Origin of the sequence: Variovorax sp. CF313 (assembly GCF_000282635.1) — a bacterium.
In the GTDB taxonomy this organism is placed as follows: domain Bacteria; phylum Pseudomonadota; class Gammaproteobacteria; order Burkholderiales; family Burkholderiaceae_C; genus Variovorax.
Genome location: NZ_AKIW01000008.1, coordinates 15,550 through 33,918 on the forward strand (window position 1 = coordinate 15,550; position 18,369 = coordinate 33,918).

General features: G+C 66.2%; 15 protein-coding genes. 12 read left to right on the plus strand and 3 right to left on the minus strand.

Annotated features, from left to right (window positions below; translation table 11 throughout):
* Window positions 1–175: 175 nt before the first annotated feature.
* Together PMI12_RS02695 and pip are read right to left on the minus strand one after the other, a co-directional pair.
* Complete coding sequence (locus tag PMI12_RS02695) at window positions 176–598, minus strand: cupin domain-containing protein (protein ID WP_007828846.1); 423 nt, start codon at window positions 596–598, stop codon at window positions 176–178.
* A gap of 79 nt (window positions 599–677) precedes the next feature.
* The gene (gene pip / locus PMI12_RS02700; RefSeq protein WP_007828847.1) at window positions 678–1,631 is read right to left on the minus strand and encodes a prolyl aminopeptidase; all 954 of its coding nucleotides are present in this window, start codon (window positions 1,629–1,631) and stop codon (window positions 678–680) included.
* A gap of 148 nt (window positions 1,632–1,779) precedes the next feature.
* On the opposite strand from pip, the gene PMI12_RS27980 reads away from it, so the two are divergent.
* The 12 genes from PMI12_RS27980 to PMI12_RS02755 all read left to right on the plus strand — a co-directional run bounded on the left by PMI12_RS27980 (window position 1,780) and on the right by PMI12_RS02755 (window position 18,170).
* Window positions 1,780–2,241, plus strand: a complete 462-nt coding sequence (locus PMI12_RS27980) for an ArsR/SmtB family transcription factor (protein WP_157632112.1) — start codon at window positions 1,780–1,782, stop codon at window positions 2,239–2,241.
* A complete protein-coding gene (locus tag PMI12_RS02705; RefSeq protein WP_007828848.1) occupies window positions 2,127–2,591 on the plus strand; it encodes an SRPBCC family protein in 465 nt (154 codons plus the stop codon). Before PMI12_RS27980 ends, PMI12_RS02705 begins: the two co-directional genes overlap by 115 nt.
* A gap of 100 nt (window positions 2,592–2,691) precedes the next feature.
* On the plus strand, window positions 2,692–2,877 hold the full coding sequence (locus PMI12_RS02710) for a hypothetical protein (RefSeq protein ID WP_007828850.1): 186 nt from the start codon (window positions 2,692–2,694) through the stop codon (window positions 2,875–2,877).
* Window positions 2,878–2,909: 32 nt separating this feature from the next.
* Window positions 2,910–4,022 (plus strand): chorismate synthase, encoded by a 1,113-nt coding sequence (gene aroC / locus PMI12_RS02715; RefSeq protein ID WP_042672705.1) that lies wholly within the window; start codon window positions 2,910–2,912, stop codon window positions 4,020–4,022.
* Complete coding sequence (locus PMI12_RS02720) at window positions 4,022–5,215, plus strand: MFS transporter (RefSeq protein ID WP_007828852.1); 1,194 nt, start codon at window positions 4,022–4,024, stop codon at window positions 5,213–5,215. The genes aroC and PMI12_RS02720 overlap by 1 nt, the downstream gene beginning before the upstream one ends.
* A 94-nt stretch (window positions 5,216–5,309) precedes the next feature.
* Window positions 5,310–7,529, plus strand: a complete 2,220-nt coding sequence (locus PMI12_RS02725; RefSeq protein ID WP_042672707.1) for a LamG-like jellyroll fold domain-containing protein — start codon at window positions 5,310–5,312, stop codon at window positions 7,527–7,529.
* A gap of 308 nt (window positions 7,530–7,837) precedes the next feature.
* Window positions 7,838–10,810 (plus strand): type VI secretion system Vgr family protein, encoded by a 2,973-nt coding sequence (locus PMI12_RS02730; RefSeq protein WP_007828854.1) that lies wholly within the window; start codon window positions 7,838–7,840, stop codon window positions 10,808–10,810.
* Window positions 10,811–10,875: 65 nt separating this feature from the next.
* The gene (locus PMI12_RS02735; RefSeq protein ID WP_007828855.1) at window positions 10,876–11,985 is read left to right on the plus strand and encodes a sel1 repeat family protein; all 1,110 of its coding nucleotides are present in this window, start codon (window positions 10,876–10,878) and stop codon (window positions 11,983–11,985) included.
* Complete coding sequence (locus PMI12_RS02740) at window positions 11,982–12,476, plus strand: pentapeptide repeat-containing protein (protein WP_007828857.1); 495 nt, start codon at window positions 11,982–11,984, stop codon at window positions 12,474–12,476. The genes PMI12_RS02735 and PMI12_RS02740 overlap by 4 nt, the downstream gene beginning before the upstream one ends.
* A 41-nt stretch (window positions 12,477–12,517) precedes the next feature.
* Window positions 12,518–12,913, plus strand: coding sequence for a hypothetical protein (locus PMI12_RS02745; RefSeq protein ID WP_007828861.1), 396 nt, complete (start codon window positions 12,518–12,520; stop codon window positions 12,911–12,913).
* A gap of 51 nt (window positions 12,914–12,964) precedes the next feature.
* Window positions 12,965–17,809 (plus strand): RHS repeat-associated core domain-containing protein, encoded by a 4,845-nt coding sequence (locus PMI12_RS02750; protein WP_007828866.1) that lies wholly within the window; start codon window positions 12,965–12,967, stop codon window positions 17,807–17,809.
* 28 nt (window positions 17,810–17,837) lie between these two features.
* Window positions 17,838–18,170 carry a hypothetical protein gene (locus tag PMI12_RS02755; RefSeq protein WP_007828868.1) on the plus strand — a complete coding sequence of 111 codons (333 nt, stop codon included), beginning with the start codon at window positions 17,838–17,840 and terminating at the stop codon, window positions 18,168–18,170.
* On the opposite strand, the gene PMI12_RS29325 is transcribed toward PMI12_RS02755, so the two are convergent.
* Window positions 18,167–18,369: hypothetical protein (locus tag PMI12_RS29325; protein ID WP_237726039.1), on the minus strand; the 203-nt coding region annotated here is incomplete at its 5' end. The two genes, PMI12_RS02755 and PMI12_RS29325, sit on opposite strands and share 4 nt — an antisense overlap.

An 18,369-nucleotide genomic window follows, 5' to 3' on the forward strand; every position in this document is an offset into this window, starting at 1 on the left:
TTCGAGAGGACGCAAACAAAAGCGTCGGCCGGGATTCTGACTGCGAATCACTCTTGTTTGACACTTTCCTCGCCCGATGTTTGGCCGAGGAGACAGCCCCGCCGTCTTTACGTGCGAGGTCAGGTTGGAGACAGGTTATTTGGAGTAAAAGCCGCCCGCCGGTGGCCGTGCGACTCTACTTCCAGGGCGTCGGCGGCGGAATCTCGCACACCGGCTCCACGTCGACGCTCTTGAAGTCCGCCGGCGAGACGATTTCCAGGTACTCCATGTCCGGCGAGTAGTCGAACAGGAAGTGCCGGATGCCTGGCCGCTGGTGCACCACGTCGCCGGCCTCGACCAGCGTTTCCTTGTCCTCGTACATGAAGCGGGCCCAGCCCTTGACCATGATCACGATCTGGAAGTCCGCCTCATGGCGGTGCCAGCCCGTGCCCGTTTCCGGTGCCATGTTGGCCTTGACCAGATGCGCGATCACCTTGCCGTTGGTGGCTTCGGCGATACCCAGGTCGCGGTAGAGAAAAAAGTCACGCAAACCACCCGATACGAACTCGGTGTCACCGGGCTTCACATGGGAGAACTGGGTGGCGGTACGGTCCGGCATGGGGCGCTCCTTCGCAGGTGATGGGTGTTGCGGTGCAACACGCATAAAGCGTTCCCAGGTCGGGCCGGCCAGGCGCGATTCAGCGGCCTGCGAAACTGTCGGTCGCGCGCAGCAGCTGGTCGAGGATGCCGGGCTCCGAGTAGGCATGCCCCGCGCCCTCGATCAGGTGGAACTCTGCTTCGGGCCAGGCCCTGTGCAGCGCCCAGGCGTAGCGCGCGGGGCAGGGCATGTCGTAGCGGCCGTGCACGATCACGCCGGGGATGCCGTGCAGCTTGTGCGCGTCGCGGAGCAGCTGGCCGTCTTCGAGCCAGGCGTCGTGCACGAAGTAGTGGTTCTCCAGCCGCGCGAAGGCCAGCGCGAAATGATCGTCGGCATGCGTCTCGGCGAGCGCGGGGTTCGGCAGCAGGGTGATGGTCTCGCCCTCCCATACGCTCCAGGCGCGAGCCGCCTCGATGCGCGCCACCGGATCGTCGCTGGTCAGGCGCTTGCGGTAGGCCGCGATCATGTCGCCGCGTTCGGCCTCGGGAATGGGCGCCTGGAACTTCTCCCACTTGTCGGGGAACATCTCAGACACGCCGAACTGGTAGTACCACTGCAGCTCGGCGCGGGTCACGGTGTAGATACCGCGCAGCACCAGTTCGCTCACGCGCTCGGGGTGCTTCTGCGCATAGGCGAGGGCGAGCGTGGAGCCCCACGAGCCGCCGAACACCAGCCAGCGATCGACACCTACGCGCTCGCGCAGGCGCTCGATGTCGGCCACCAGGTGCCAGGTGGTGTTGGCCTCCAGGCCGGCGTGCGGCTGCGACTGGCCGCAGCCGCGCTGGTCGAACAGCATCAGGTCGTAGCGCGCCGGATCGAACAGCCGCCGGTGTTCGGGCGAGATGCCGCCGCCGGGCCCGCCATGCAGGAAGACCGCCGGCTTGGCGCCGGGCGTGCCCACGCGTTCGTAGCGGATGAGGTGGCCGTCGCCCACGTCGAGCGTGCCGGTTTCGTAGGGTTCGATCGGGGGGTACGGTTGGCGCAGGTCGGGCATCGATGGTTCTCCTTTGGCGGGTGTTGGCGCTCCGAGGTCGAGCATATGGCCCCGGGGAAGATGAGCTGCGGCAACGTGTCGGAGCTTGCCACGCACGTCGTCGAAACACGGCTTGACGAGCCCATGGGCCCTCCAGATACTCAACCGTATGGTTCACTCAATCGCCCTCCCGGACGCCGGCACCCTCGACGCGGTCTTCGCCGCGCTTTCCGATTCCACGCGCCGCGCGGTGCTCGAAACCCTGGGTGAACGCAGCCTCAGCGTGACCGAACTGGCCGAGCCGCACGGCATGTCGCTCACCGGCTTCATGAAGCACCTGCGCGTGCTCGAAGAGGCCGGCCTGATCTCGCGCACGAAAGAGGGCCGCATCGTGCGCTGCGCGCTGTCGCCCCTGCCCATGCAGGAGGCTGCCGTGTGGTTGTCGCGCTACGAGAAATTCTGGACCGGGCGCCTCGATGCACTGGCGCGCTTTCTCTATCACCAGGAGGAGACCGAATGGAGAACCCTTCCGCCCGAGACGCCGCCGAGCGCCCCTCGCTCACGCTCCGCCGGCACTACCGCGTTGCGCCCGACAAAGTCTGGCGCGCGTGGACCGACCCGCAAGCGCTGAAGCGCTGGTTCGGGCCCGCGGAGATCGTCTCGGTCCCCATCGCCGAGGTCGACCTGCGCGTGGGCGGCCGCTTCCGCGTGGCCATGCTGGCGGCCGACGGTGAAACGCACGACGTGAGCGGCACCTACCTCGAGGTGGTGCCCCATCGCAAGCTGGTCTTCAGCTGGGCATGGCGCAGCACGCCGGAGCGCGAGTCGCGCGTCACCGTGCGCATCGAACCCGATGCCGAGGGCTGCGAACTGGTGTTGCTGCACGAACAGTTCTTCGACAAGGCCGCGCGCGACAGCCACACCCACGGTTGGACCGGCGCTCTCGCCAAGCTCGAAGGCTGGCTGCTGCCGCCAGCGTGAAGCGCGTGCACCCGAAGCCCCGGGTGGCGCCGCATTGCCGCAGCGATGACGAAACCCCATACTGGGGCTTCCACGACGCGATGGATTACCGGAGCCTCCCATGAGCAATGAACTGCGCAAGAAGCTGCACGACCTGGCCGAACTCTGCGACAACACCTCCGACCCGCAGACCAAGGCCATCATCGAGGCGATCCGGCTCCAGACGGCCGTGCTGAACGAACGGCTGTTTTCCATCGAGCTGCAGGTGGGCGCGCTGACCAAGCGCATGGAAAACACGACCGACTGAGGGGCGGCCGCTTTGTGGGGATAATCCCGGGCATGAGCGGCAACACCTTCGGAACACTCTTCGCGGTCACCAATTTCGGCGAGTCGCACGGCCCGGCCATCGGCTGCGTCATCGACGGCTGCCCCCCCGGCATGGCACTGAGCGAGGCCGACATCCAGGGCGACCTGGACCGTCGGCGCCCCGGCACCAGCCGCCACGTCACCCAGCGCAACGAGCCCGACGCGGTGCAGATCCTCTCCGGCGTGTACGAAGGCAAGACCACCGGCACCCCGATTGCACTGCTGATCCAGAACACCGACCAGCGCAGCAAGGATTACGGGCAGATTGCCCAGCAATTCCGCCCCGGCCATGCCGACTTCACCTACTGGAAGAAGTACGGCATCCGCGACCCGCGCGGTGGCGGGCGTTCCTCGGCGCGGCTGACCGCCCCCATGGTCGCGGCCGGCGCCGTTGCCAAGAAGTGGCTGGCCGAGAAATACGGCATGGTGTTCCGCGGCTGCATGACGCAGATCGGCGAAATCGCCATTCCGTTCGAGAGCTGGGAGCACGTGCCCAACAATCCCTTCTTCGCCCCCATCGCCGACGTGAGCGCGCTGGAGGACTACATGGACCGTCTGCGCAAGGCCGGCGATTCGTGCGGCGCGCGCATCCGCGTCACCGCCACGAACGTGCCCATCGGGCTCGGTGAGCCGCTGTTCGACAAACTCGACGCAGAGATCGCCTACGCGATGATGGGCATTAACGCGGTAAAGGCCGTCGAGATCGGCGCCGGCTTCGACAGCGTCACCCAGCGCGGCACCACGCATGGCGACTCGATCACGCCCACCGGCTTCGTCACCAATAACGCGGGCGGCATCCTCGGCGGCATCAGTTCCGGGCAAGACCTGGAAGTGACCATCGCGATCAAGCCGACCAGCTCGATCATCAGCCCGCGCCAGTCCATCGACATCCACAACAACCCCGTCGAGGTCGTTACGAAGGGCCGCCACGACCCGTGCGTCGGCATCCGCGCCACGCCCATTGCCGAGGCCATGCTGGCGCTGGTGGTCATGGAGCACGCGCTGCGCAACCGCGCGCAGTGCGGCGACGTGCAGACGCAAGCCAACGCGACCGAAGCTGCGTCGCCGCAGGCGTCCTTCCTGTAGTGTCCGCCCCGCCGCCAGTGGCCGCCGGGCGCGGCCACCTGCTGGCGTTCGCTGGTCTGTCGGCCAGCTATTTCGCGCACATCGGCTTCTTCAATCCCTACCTGCCACTCTGGCTCAAGGACCTGGGGCTTCCGATCTTCACCATCAGCCTGCTGGCGTCGGTGCAGTCGATCACGCGGGTGTTTGCGCCGTACGCCTGGGGCGCGCTCAGCGACCACACGGGGCAGCGCGTCAAGCTGCTGCGCTTCAGCGCGGCGGTGGCGCTGCTCAGTTCCTTCGGGCTGTGGTGGCACGGCGGCGCCTGGTGGCTCGCGCTGGTGCTGCTCGTGATGTTCACCCACACCAGCTCGATGATGTCGCTCACCGAGGCCGCAATGGCGCAGCTGGTGGCCGGCGACTGGGGGCGCTACGGGCGCATCCGGCTGTGCGGCTCGGCCGGCTTCCTGCTCACGGTGTTCGTGGCGGGCGAGTGGTTCGAGCGCTTCGGCATGAAGCACTTTCCGGCCTGGGCGGCCGGCACGCTGGCCATCGTGCTGCTCGCGACGATGAAGCTGCCGGACGTGCGCGAGCCGCCCGCCGCCCACGATGCGGTGAGGGTGCCCATCGGCCCGGTGCTGCGCAACCCGTCGGTGCAATGGTTCTTCGCGGCGCTGTTCTTCCAGGTGATGTCGCACTTCTCGGTGTACGCGTTCTTCTCGCTGTACCTCGATTCGATCGGCTACGGCAAGAGCACCATCGGCCTGCTGTGGGCGCTGTCGGTGGTGGCGGAGATCGTCTGGTTCTTCCTGCAGGGCCGGCTCATCGGCCTGATGCCGATGCCGCGCTGGATGCTGGTGTGCGGCATCGCGGCCGTCGCGCGGCTGGGGTTGACGGCAGGGCTCGGCGGCTGGATCGCGGCGCTCGTCGTGGCGCAGTGGCTGCATGCGCTGAGCTTCGCGGCGCACCACACGACCTGCATCGCGGTGGTGTCGCGCCGCTTTCCCGGCCATCTGCGCGGACGCGGCCAGGCGCTGTTCACGGTGATCGGCTATGGCTTTGGCGGCGTGCTGGGCGTGCTGCTTGGCGGCGCGGTCGCGCAGGCTTTCGGCTACCGCACGATGTTCACCGCGGCGGCGCTGCTGGCGGTGCTCGGCAGCCTGTGCGCATGGCAGGTGGTGAAGCTGGAGCGGATGGAGCGAGCGCGCAACGCCTGAAGGCGAACCGGTGCACCGAAGTGACACGAGCCTTGCATGCCCGTGTCATCGCAGCCTCCTACGCTGCGCGCTTCGCAATTGCTCCTCATTTTCCATGTCCGTTTCCGACGATTCGCGCGGCGCCCGCGCGCCGCGCGTTGCCGCGCCTGCCGAACCGAGCAATTCCCCAACGAATGGCGGTGACAACCACCGCACCCCACCGCGCCGCCAGGTGCTCAAGCTGGGTGCATCTTTGCTGACGGTTAGCGGCAGCAGTGCCTTGCTTGCCGCCTGCGGCGGTGGTGGCGGCGGCAGTTCACCCGCCTTCGGTCCGCTGCCAGCGCCTGCATCGGCGCCAGCACCCGCGCCGACACCGGCATCCACGTCGGCACCAGCACCCACGCCAGCACCGCCGGCCGCCGCTGCCAAGATCTCCAGCTTCGCGCTCGCCGTGATGCCCGACACGCAGTTCTATGCGCGCTACGCCACCGCCGCCGAGAGCGACCAGTACGACAAGCGCTTCGGCAGCGCACCTTTCGCCGCGCAGACGAAATGGATCGCGGCCAACGCCAAGGCGTTGAACATCCCGTTCACCATCCATCTCGGCGACGTGGTCGACCAGGTCGGCAAGCCCGACCAGTGGAAGGTGGCCGATGCCGCCATGAAGGTGCTCGAAGACGCGAAGCTGCCCTACAGCGTGCTTGCCGGCAACCACGACGTGCTGAAGGATTTCGACTACAGCGTCGACCCCGTCGGCGGCACCGATGCCGACCGCGACCCCACCAAGGAGCCTTACATCCAGTGGTTCGGCCCCGAGCGCGCGAAGAAGCAGACCACCTTCGGCGCGCGCGACCCGAGTGGCTTTCACGAATACCACGTGTTCGAGGCGCAGGGCCAGAAGTTCATGGTGCTGTCGCTGTCGTGGCGCATCTCCGCCGCGGGCATTGCCTGGGCTCGCCAAGTGATTGCGAAGAACCCGACGCTGCCCGTCGTTCTGGTGAACCACCAGTTGCTGAATATCGACGCCGACGGCAAGAGCCCGCTCGAAACCGATTACGGCAGGATGCTCTGGGAGAAGCTGATCCGCGACAACGACCAGATCTTCATGACGCTCAACGGCCACCATCACGGCGCCGCGCACCTCACGAAGACCAACGACTTCGGCCACAAGGTCGAGGAGATGGTGGTCGATTACCAGATGGCCTACCAAGGCGGCAACGGCCTGATGCGCCTCTACGAATTCGACCTGACGAACAAGCAGATCAGGGTGCTGTCGTTCTCGCCCTGGGTGCCGCAGAAGCCGGCCAATACGCTGAATACCTTCGACCAGGCAGTGCTCACCACCCCCAACGAAGCCTTCGTCATCGACGTGGACTTCGCGCAGCGCTTCGCGGGGTTCAACAAGAGCTTCGGCACCGGCAGCGCCACCATCGACAGCTCCCTGGTAGACCAGGCCCGCGCGATGATCCTGGCCAACTACAAGGACCCGGCGACGGTCGAGCAGCGGCCCGCCGCGAATTCGGACGACTACCCGAAGGTCGCGAACACGCTGGCGCACTGGCGCTTCTTTGGCGGCGCGGTCAACCAGCCGGTGCTGCCGGGCACCGTCGTCGCGGACGTCACGGGCAACAACCCGCTGCACCGCGATGCGCTGAACCAGGGCGGCATCGTCGGCGCCGCCGATGGCGACATCGTGTGGACCGACGACCGGCACTACCTGTCGGCGGCGCCGGGCTCGGTGCGCTTCCTCAACACCAACAAGAACACGCCGCGGCTGAGCTACTTCCTCACCGACGCGGCGGCGCCGATCAACGCGCAGACGCTGGAGAACGGCTACACGGTCGAGGCCTTCATCAAGATCGACAAGAGCTGGGCCAGCGGCAACCAGGCGTGGATGAACATCATGACGCGCGACGGCCGCCGCGGCGATCTGGCTGGCTACTCGGGTGGCGATCCGGAGTCTCCGCCGATGCTGTTCGCCATTTCGAGCCTGCGCGAGGTTCAGTGGGAAGTGGTGCCGATCCCGGCCGGCACGCGCGCGCCCAAGGCCAATTGGTCAGGCGAAGTGATTGCCGACCGCTGGGTGCACGTCGCGATCGTGAACGACCCGGTGTCGCACGACACCACGATGTACGTCGAAGGCGCGCCGGTGCTGCGCAATGCGTCGGCCATCCCGGGCCTGGCCACGCTTTCGGCCACCTCGCCGTGGGTGGTGGGTGGCGGCTCGTGGGATGGTGCTCGCGCCGACGGCTTCTTCGGCAACATCGGCGAGGTGCGCGTGGTGGCGGCGGCTTTGACGCCGGCGCAGTGGCTGACGTCGCGCAAGGCGGCATGAGCCGTTGGATTTCTTTGCGGGGATGAATTGCGGGGCTGATCCCGGGAGCAAGGGAATCTTGCTATTCCGCACGGGTCTGCAACAACCCGCTCGAGTTGCCGATCGCCAGCAAGGCCTTTGATTGGGCTGCGCTGCCGGTTTGGCCGCATCTCCATTTTTTGCATTGGGTCTTACGCAAATTGACCATTTAGAATAATTGGAAAGGTAATTCACGGGGAGGTGGGCATGGCGCTCATTTTTAAAACAATATTCTTATTCGTTTTATTGCAATTGAGCAATTTGGCTTATTTGCCGGATGCAGAGGCGCAATGAGCCGCCGCGTCAGCATCCAGACGCCGTTGGGCGAGGCGTTGCAATTTCGCCAATTGGTGGGCCGCGAGGCACTGAGCCAGCTCTACGCGTTCGACATCGAACTGCTGGGCAGCAGTAACGGCATCGACCCCAAGGCACTGCTGGGCAAGGCGGCCACCGTGGCGGTGGAAACCGAGGGCGGCGTGCGCTACCTCGGCGGCATCGCCACCCGGTTCGGCCTGCAGCAAGAAGACGCGCGCCATTCCTTCTACCGCCTGCAATTGCGTCCCTGGTTGTGGCTGGCCACGCGGCGCAGCGACTTCCGCATCTTCCAGGGCAAGAGCGTGCCCGACATCGTCATGGAAGTGCTCGGGAGCTACGGCTACCCCATCGAGAAGAAGCTCACGCGCGGCGACTACCGGCGCTGGGACTACTGCGTGCAGTATCACGAGAGCGACTTCAACTTCGTCTCGCGCCTGTGCGAACTCGAAGGCCTCTACTTCCACTTCCGGCACGAGGCGAGCCAGCACGTGCTCGTGTTCGCAGACGACATCGCGAACTCGCACAGCCCGCTGCCCGGCGGGGAGGAGGTGCGCTACCACCCGCTGGAGAAGTCCGGCATGGGCCAGCGCGAGCGCATCTACGCGTGGGAGATCGCCGAAGAGGTGCGACCCGGCCATCACTACAACGACGACTACGACTTCGAGAAGCCCAAGGCCGAGCTGTCGCACCTGCGGCAGATGCCGCCCGGGCACGACCACGACGCCTACGAACAGTACGAATGGCCGGGCGGTTTCGTGCAGCACGGCGACGGCGAGACCTATGCGCGCATCCGCAACGAAGAACAGCTCAGCCAGCGCAATCGCGTCACCGGCAGATCCAACCTGCGCGAGCTGGCCACCGGCCACACCCTGCGGCTGACCGGCCATCCCAGGGCCGACCAGAACCAGCAGTACCTGCTCGTGGGCGTGAGCTACCACCTGCAGGAGAACCTGCAGGCCAGCGAAGGCGCCGACGGCACCGAAGGCTCCGTGCAGCGCTTCGCCTTCGAGGCTCAGCCCACCAGCTACGCGTGGCGCCCGCAGCGCACCACCCCCAGGCCGCGTACACGCGGCCCGCAGACGGCCAAGGTGGTGGGTCCGGCGGGCGAGGAGATCTGGACCGACCAGTACGGGCGCATCAAGGTGCAGTTCCACTGGGACCGCATTGGCCAGGACAACGAGAACTCCAGTTGCTGGGTGCGCGTGTCCACCGCATGGGCCGGCACCACCTTCGGAATGACCAGCGTGCCGCGCATCGGCATGGAGGTCATCGTCGACTTCCTCAACGGCGACCCCGACTACCCCATCGTCACCGGCTGCGTGCACAACGCCGACACCATGCCTGCGTGGGAGCTGCCCGGGCAGAAGCACCTGTCGGGCATCCGCAGCCGCGAGTTGGGTGGGGGCCGAGGCAACCACATCGTGCTCGACGATACGGCAGGGAAGATCCAGGCGCAGCTGCGCAGCGATCACCAGGCCAGCCAGTTGAGCGTTGGGCATATCGGGCGCATCGAGGACACGGCTGGGCGCAAGGAGCCACGAGGCCAGGGCTTCGAGCTGCGTACCGATGGGCATGGGGCGGTGAGATCGGCCAAAGGATTGCTGGTGACCACCGAGGCGCGGGCCAACGCGCAGGCGCACATGACGGACATGGGCGAGACCGTGGGCCGCCTCACGCAGGCGCGCGACATGCACGAAGGCCTGAGCGAAGTGGCACGGGGTGCGCAGGCGCACGACGCCGGCGACCAGGACGAGGTCACGGAGATCCTCAAGGCGCAGAACGACGCCATCAGGGGCCAGGGCGGCAACCGCGAGCAGGGCGACTTCCCCGAGTTCCAGGAGCCGCACCTGACGCTGGCCAGCGCCCGCGGCCTGCAGACCGTGGCGCAAGGTTCCACCCACATCGTGAGCAGCGAGCACACCGCGCTCACCAGCGGCGGCCACACCAGCGTGAGTGCGGGCAAGAGCCTGCTGGTAAGCGTGCAAAGCGCGATCCGCCTGTTCGCCGCCAAGGCCGGCATGCGGCTGGTGGCGGCCAGCGCCGACATCGACATCAAGGCGCTGAAGGACAGCGTCAACGTGCTGGCCAAGCTCAACATCACGCAGACTGCCAACAAGATCACCATCCAGGCGAAGGAAGAGGTGGTGATCAACGGCGGCTCGAGCTACAGCCGCTGGAGCTCTGGCGGCATCGAGCACGGCACCTCCGGTACCTGGCGCGAGCACGCCGCGGTGCACAGTCTGGTCGGGCCGGCCAGCGAGGGCAAGCCTGCGCTGCCCAATCCGCCGCAGGTGCCCAAGGGCCAGCTCGATCTCTACCACCAGTACATCAAGCCGACCGGCGAGAAGCACCAGGGCGTGGCGCAGGGCGATTTCACCGTGGTCGATTCGGAAGGCGGCACGCACTCCGGAACGCTGGACCGCAACGGCTTCGCGAGCGTCGCAGGCCTGCCTATCGGCACCGCCAAGGTGACCTTCGGCAAGGACCCTCGCGATCCGTGGGAGGAGGGCAGCTACTTCGGCACGCCGCAGGACTGGAAGGGCAAGGCCCCGGCCGGCGGTGGCTTCGATGCGGCCGGCGCTGCATCGGGCGTCTCGGGGCTGCTCGGCGGGGCGGGCGGCGGCGCCGCGGCCGCGCTGGCCGGCGTCGCGGGCACCGGCAGCAAGGCCGCGAGCCTGCTCGGCCAGGCCTCCGAGGCCGCAGCCACGGCGCAGCAAGCCGTGGGCGCGGCGCAGGCGATCCGGCAGGGTGGCGCCAAGGCGATGCTCGGCCAGGCGAGACAGGCGGCCACCGGCATGGCGGCGCAGGCGGCCGGCGCGCGGCTCGGGCCGATGGGCGCCCCGGTCACGGCGATCGCGAACATGGCAGGCGGGGTCGCAAAAGGCGGATTGCCTGCCGCTGCCGGCACGCCCGCGCTCGCGGGCCGCACCCCCGGTTTCATGGGCTGACGCGGCGCGACGGCGCGCTTCTTTCGAACAACAAGACGGTTCCAGGCAAGAGGAAAAGCAAGGCAATGGCAGAAGGATCGCAGCAGCAGAAGACGTCCGAACGAGAGCCTCAGACAGCGGTCGCGCCGCTCAACACCATCCTGAGCGCGATGCCGACCCTGCTCGCGCTGGTCCTTTTCTCTCTTTCTCCCGCCATGGAGGCGCATTCGATGAACAACGACGAGCCCGTATCGGGCGGACAGATCCATGCGCTCGACGATGCGCAGCGCAGCGATCTCGCCAGGAAGGCCGAGGCCGGCGATGCGCAGGCCGCCTTTCGCCTTGCCCAGTACTACACCTTCACGCAAGCCGACAAGGTTCAGCGTACGCGCTGGCTCACGGTGGCCGCCAAGGCGGGCCATGCGACGGCGCAGTACAACCTGGCCTCGGAACTGAGCAGTGACGGCGAGGACCTCGACCAAGCTCGGCACTGGGCCACGGAGGCGCTCCAGAACGGCGACAAAGATGCAGACCAGCTCCTGGGCGCGATCGACGCGGCACGCTCCGCCATGCTCGCGCCCGACGCGCAGGCCGCACTGGCCGCGAAAGCCGAGGCCGGCGATGCCGAGGCCGCATTCCGCCTGTCGAGGTACGCCAACTACGTGCTTCAGGATCGTTCGCAAGAGCGGCGCTGGCGCAAGCTGGCGGCCGAGGGCGGCCAAGCGTCGGCGCAGTACGAGCTTGCGGCCGATCTCTACAGGAACGGCAAGGACCTCGCCCAGGCCGCGCACTGGGCCGCCGAGGCACGCAGGAACGGCGACCCGGACGCGGGCCGGCTCGCGCAGGAAATCGAAGCGCTCCAGTCCGCAGCGCTCGCACCGGAACAGGAGGCCGCGCTGGTCGCGAAGGCCGAGGTTGGCGATGCCGAGACCGCGTTCCGCCTCTCGAAGTACCACCACTTCGTGCATCAGGACGGCAGGGTGCGAGGCTGGCGCTGGCTCGTCCGGGCCGCGGAGGGCGGCCATGCGACGGCGCAGTACAACCTCGCTGCCGTGCTGCAACTGGACGGCAGCACCCTGACCGAGGCCGCGTACTGGGCTGCCGAAGCACGCAAGAATGGCGAGCCGGATGCGGGCCGGCTGCTGCAGCGGATCGAAGCCCTTCGCGTCGGGGCCAGCAGGCAGCCGGGCCAATGAGCTCCCAGATCATCATCCTGGCCCACGACATGTGGCGCAAAGGCGCAGGCGGCGCTCCCGCCGGCCTCGTGGGCCAGGCCGACAGCTTCGCCTATGCCGGGCTCGACCTGGGCTTGGCGCAGTTCGCTGCCACCACCTTCGCAGGTACCAGCTTCACCGCCATCAGCTTCAAGCAGGCGGGCTGGAGCGGCTGCCAGTTCACCGGCTGCAGCTTTACGCAGTGCGACTTCGGCGGCATCTCGATCACAGGCTGCGCCTTCGTCAACTGCAGCTTTACGCGTGCGAACTTCGACGGCGGCAGCATCAGCGCCAGCACCTTCACGCACTGCCAATGGGACGACATCAGCTTCGCTGCCGGACACTGGAACGACGTCGGCGTGCTGAACTGCAGCGGCACCGTGGTGCATGCACAAGGACTGCAAGGGCGCAGCGTCGACTTCACCGGCAGCACGTTCGAGCAGCTCGAGTTTCAGAACGCGAACATCAATTGAGCCCTGACGGGCAATGTCATCACTTCATCGATTCCATCTTCATGAGAAACATCGCGATCGCTTTTGTTGCCGCTGCCTTTCTGGGGGGCACCTCTCTGTGTGCTGCGCAAGCGGAAACGAAAACCACGCTGAGCAAGCTGCACCAGAGTTACGAGAAGCAGGGCCGCCGCGCGCACGGCATGCCGGAGTATGGCCAGCGCGTGCAGTTCACGGCTGTGGTTGTCGAGGCGTCCGATTCCTTCGGCGGCTCGTCGGTGATTCGTGCCGCGGACGTGCGCGGCAACCAGGAACTGGCGCGCCTGACCCCGGCGGACGATGCGCAGAACCAGAAGATGAGCGAGCTGCGTAGCGGCGCGAAGTTCGCTGCGAGCTGCGAGGTCGGGTTTGCGATGGGGTCGGCATTTCTCACGATGAAGGATTGCGTGATCCGGCCCTGAAGCCGGGATTCACAACACAGTCAAGGCGCCAGCTAGAGGCAGGGAGAGAAGATGGCAGAAAGCGAAGGCCCGCAACAGCAGCAAGGCCAGAAACCGACCGAGCGCGAACCGCAGACGGCAGTAGCACCACTGAACACGATCGTGAAGGAGGACATCGCCGCGGCAAGCAAGGCGGTGGACGACTGGTTGCGCTCCTTCAGCGGCGGCTACGTGACGCTGGAGCGACTGACGATGGTGCTGGGCAGCATCCCGATCGTGGGCAACATCATGGCGCTGGTGGATGTGTTCCTGGACATCATCAACATCGTCGAGAAGAAGGCCAAGGACAGCGTCGATGCATTCCTGAACTGGGTGAGCCTGGGCATCAACCTGATCGGGCTGATCCCGCTGCCGCCGAGCATGGCGGCTGCACGCATGAGCCTGCGCCCGACGCTTCACCTGGTGAAGCAGGAACTGAAGACCGCAGCCTCGAACTTGGGCGAGGCCATCGTCACGACGCTGGTGGGGCACCTGAACGCCACCATCGTCGGCGAGCTGGAGGTCTTCATCGAGGGCGCGATCGCCAAGCTCGGCGACATGCTGCAAGGCTGCGCCAAGCTGAGCGACAGCATCGTGGACAACCTGATCGACATCCTGCAGCGTGTGCTGGGCCAGAAGGACATGTTCACGGTCGGCACGCCCGCCGCGGCCGAAACCAATGTGCATGACCCGAAGACCCAGAGCACCTGGAACCGTTTGTGGAGCAGCGCCGTCAGGTACACGAAACAGTCGGCCAACTACGCCGCCAAGGCGGCGGCCAATCGTCTGCCCGAGAGCGTGGCGGGGCAGGTCAACGGCGTGATCGGGAGCCTGTCGGACTTCAAGAAAGTCTTTCGCAGCCAGCTCGTTCAACTGGCCGACAAGGAGGCGCAGGCCAGCATCATGTGGCTGCTGCACAAGCTGCTGGCCGCCATCGCGCGCAAGAAGGGGCAGCGCGGGGCGATTGTTTCGCCGCGAGCGGGCGCGGTGGCCGAGCAGGACAGGTCGGGCAACCGGCTCGAGCACGTCAACAAGCAGGCCGAAGGCAAGAAAGACGCGGGCTGCAAGAACTGCCCGGCGCCCGTCGCGCTCGGCAAGTCGATCAGCCTGGTCACCGGCTGCGAAAGCTTCACCCATACGGACTTCGTGCTCGCCGCACCGCTGCCGATCGAATGGGCGCGCACCTACCGCAGCCAGCTCGATGCCTACGACCATGCGAGCCTGGGTGCGCGTTGGCTCACGGCGTACAGCACGCGCGTGGACCTGATGACGCCGGCCAGGGGTGAGCGCCAGGGCCAGCCGAGTCTGGTCTATCACGCAGCCGACGGCCGCAGCCATGCCTATCCCTTGCTGGCAGTGGGCGAGGTCCATCGCGATCCCATCGAGGAAGTGACGGTCTCGCGCCTCAGCGGAACCTTGCTGGCGCTGGACTTCGGCAAGCCGCTGCCTGCCGGTGAGCAGAGCGGCTGGCGCGAGATCTACGAGCTTGTCGAAGGCCGCGCGCACTCGCACTACCGGCTGGTGACGCTGCAAGCCAGGGACGGTGCTTCCATTGGCCTGCGCTATGACCATGTGATCGCAGCCACCGGCGAACAGGTGCTCAGCGACATCGTCAGCAAGCAGGGGGACGTCACGATGGCGCATGTCGGCACCCTGCCCGATGCGCGGACGGGCCTGATCAAGTCGCTGTGGGAGTTGAAGGAAGGCCAGGTCGTGCGTCAACTCGCCGCCTATGTCCACGATGCCGAATGCGATCTCGTGTCCGCACAGGACGAGAATGGCGCCAGCTGGAGTTACGGCTACAGCCACCATCTCGTGACCCGCTACACCGACCGCACTGGCCGGGGCATGAACCTCGAGTACGACGGCACCGGCCCCGAGGCCAAGGCCGTGCGCGAGTGGTCCGACGACGGCAGCTTCGCGCTCAAGTTCGAGTGGGACAGGAACATCCGCCTGACCTACGTGACCGACGCCCTGGGTGGCGAGACCTGGTTCTACTACGACATCCTGGGCTACACCTACCGCATCATCCACCCCGACAAGCTGCAGGAGTGGTTCTTCCGTGACGACGCGAAGAACGTCACGCGCCACGTGCACACCGACGGCACAACCGACGACTACACCTACGACGCCGACGGCAACCTGCAGATGCATACCCGGGCGGACGGCAGCCGCGTGCATTTCGAGTACAACAGGCTGAACCGCATGACCGGCCTGCGCGATGCCGAAGGCAACATCTGGAAGCGGGACTACGACGCGCAGGGTCACGTCACCGAGGAAATCGACCCCTTGGGTCACAAGACCGAGTACACCTACGACAAGGCCGGCCGGCCCGTGTGCATCACCGATGCCAAGGGTGGCACGAAGCGGCTGAGCTACACACCCGCCGGTCAGCTCGCCAGCTACACCGACTGCTCCGGCAAGACCAGCCGATGGGAGTACGACGGCCGTGGGCGGCTCACCAGGACCATCGATGCTGCGGGGCAGGCTACCCGCTACCGTTACACCCCGGTGGGCGAGGCTGCTTCGGGCGGCGATGCCAATCACCCCGGCCAGCTTGAAGAAGTCTTCTCGCCCGACCAGACCCGCGAGCAGTTTGCACATGACGCCGAAGGGCGCTTGCTCGCCCACACCGATGCGTTGGGCCGCCGCACCCGCTACAGCTACAACCGGGCTGGCCTCGTGGCCGGCCGCACCGATGCCGCGGGCCGGACGCTGGGCTACCACTGGGACTTGCTGGGCCGCCTGACCGAACTACGCAACGAGAATGGCAGCCGCTACAACTTCAGCTACGACCCGGTGGGGCGGCTGCTGAAGGAAACCGGCTTCGACGGGCAAAGCAGGCAATACCTCTACGAGGAGGCCACCGGCGCGCTGGCGCAGGTCGTGGAGGCCGGTGCGCACACGACGGCACTTCATTTCGATGCGATGGGGCGCCTCGTCGTGCGCGATGCCGGCGAAGGGCAGGTCGAGCGCTTCGCCTTCGACCGCAACGGCCGGTTGATGGAAGCCACCAACCGCGACGCGAGGCTGCAATGGTTCTACGATCCCGCCGGCAACCTGACGCGCGAGCATCAGCACCATCTGGCCCGCTCGCAGACGGCCGTCTGGCAGCACCGCTACGACGAACTCAACCAGCGCATTGCAACCATCCGCCCCGACGGCCATGTGACGCAATGGCTGACCTACGGCTCGGGCCACGTGCACGGACTGCTTGTCGATGGACAGGACATCCTGGGCTTCGAACGCGACGATCTTCATCGCGAGATCGGCCGCGCGCAAGGCAACGGCCTCGGCCAGCGCTTGCGCTACGACCCCGTCGGCAGGCTCCTGGAGCAGCAGATATCGCATGCGAAGGCAGGCACGGCCGACGCACTGAGCCTTCGCCGGAGCTATGGCTACGACAAGGCCGGCCAACTGACCGCCATCGGCGACAGCCGGCGCGGCAATCTGAGCTACCAGTACGACCCCGTGGGTCGCCTGCTCGAAGCCAACGGCCGCCTGGGCCGCGAGACCTTTGCTTTCGACCCCGCCGGCAACATCGCCGATGCTGTCGGCGGCGATACACCGCAAGGCCTGGGCGCAGTCAACAGGCTGCTGGACAACCTGCTGAAGGAATATGCGGGCATCACCTACCGCTACGACAGGCGTGGGAACCTGATCGAGCGTGTCAAGAACGGGAAGAAGACAACGTTCGAGTGGGACGGCTTCAACCGCATGACCGCCGCCACGAACGAAGAGGGCACCACGTGCTTCAGCTACGACCCGATGGGGCGACGCATCGCCAAGCGCTCGCGCGACACCGTTACGCTGTTCGGCTGGGACGGTGACACGCTGGCTTTCGAGAGCACGCAGAGCATGGCCGGCGAGAGCGAGCGACAAGGCCGCGGTTGGAGCGTTCACTACATCCACGAGCCGGATTCGTTCGTGCCGCTGATACAGATCAGGCAGGCACAAGCCATCGTGCTGAACACGACAACCGATGTGAAAGCGCTGATGGATGCCAATGGCGGGCAGTACGACATCGCGCAGGACCCGCTGTGGAACGGTGAGCAATTGCCGGCCCCGGCAGCCTTCGCGAAGGAAGAGATTGCCTTCTACCAGTGCGATCACCTCGGCACGCCGCAGGAACTGACGGACCACAACGGCCAGGTTGCCTGGTCGGCGCAGTACAAGGCATGGGGCGAGGCGAAAGAGGTCATCAGCGAAGCGGGAAGAAGGGCCGGCTTTGCCAACCCGATCCGTTTCCAGGGGCAATACCTGGACGACGAGACCGGGCTGCACTACAACAGGCATCGCTACTACGATCCGCAGGCCGGCCGTTTCGTCAGCAGCGATCCGCTGGGCCTGGGTGGCGGCCTCAACACGCATGCGTACGTCCTCAATCCCGTGGCGTGGATCGACCCACTGGGCTTGCAGGCAACGCCGGCATGCAAGACGCCCAAGGGCGGGCGCTTCGCCACGGCGGACGGCGCGGCCAAGGCGGCGATGTTGCGCTACAACGACAAGTCCATCCGCGACAACGTGGAGTACGGCGGCCTGGTCTACAGGACGCCGGACGGCAAGTACGACTACACCAAGGCGACCAGGGGCGAGAAGGACACCGTCAACCCCTGGGGGCCGTTGTCGCCGAGCATTCCGAAGTGCGCGCAGGAAATGGGCTACTGGCACACCCATGGCGATCACTCCGACCGCAACGGAAACCGCACCACCCGGGCCAACGACTATTACGGAAGCAACGACTTCTCTCCGGAAGACAAGACTGCCGCCAAGACAGGAATGAAACATGATCATCCCGACTACCGAGGCTATCTCGGCACGCCGAGCGACGGCTACAAGGGCTACAACCCGAAGACGAATCAAACCTACAGGCTTTAAGGGCCTGATCATTGCGTTGGGAATCTGTATGAACTTCAATGCCTCTGCCGCGCCGCTCTTCGAAGTCGAGTCGCCGGACCAGCTGCTGCTCAACACTCCGGTGGTCGTTGCCTTGAACAACGCGTACAAGTTGTTCGAGAAGACCGGCCAGGACCTGAACAACTTCAACGTTCACATCGCCGAGCGAAAGAAGGAAAACGGCGAAGACGAAAACGGGGTCGACACCATCGGCATAGCGTTTTCGGCCAAGTTGCCCCCAGGGCAAAAGGGGCTCGGCAACGCCAGCAAACTGGGGCGATCGGTGCTGTACATCGCGTCCAGGACATCGGGCGAAATACTCAGGGAACAGGGAAGCCGCTAGCGCGTCGACCAGGCCCTGCGCACCGGCTGCAGCTTCACGCGGTGCGGCTTCGGCGGCATCTTGATTGCAGGCAGCACCTTCGAGCAACTCGAATTCCAAGGCGCGAACATCAACTGAGGGAAACCAGAAAATGGCAGGGACGGAAGGAAGCAAGGCGCCAACGGAGCGCGAACCACAGACGGCAGTAGCACCACTGAAC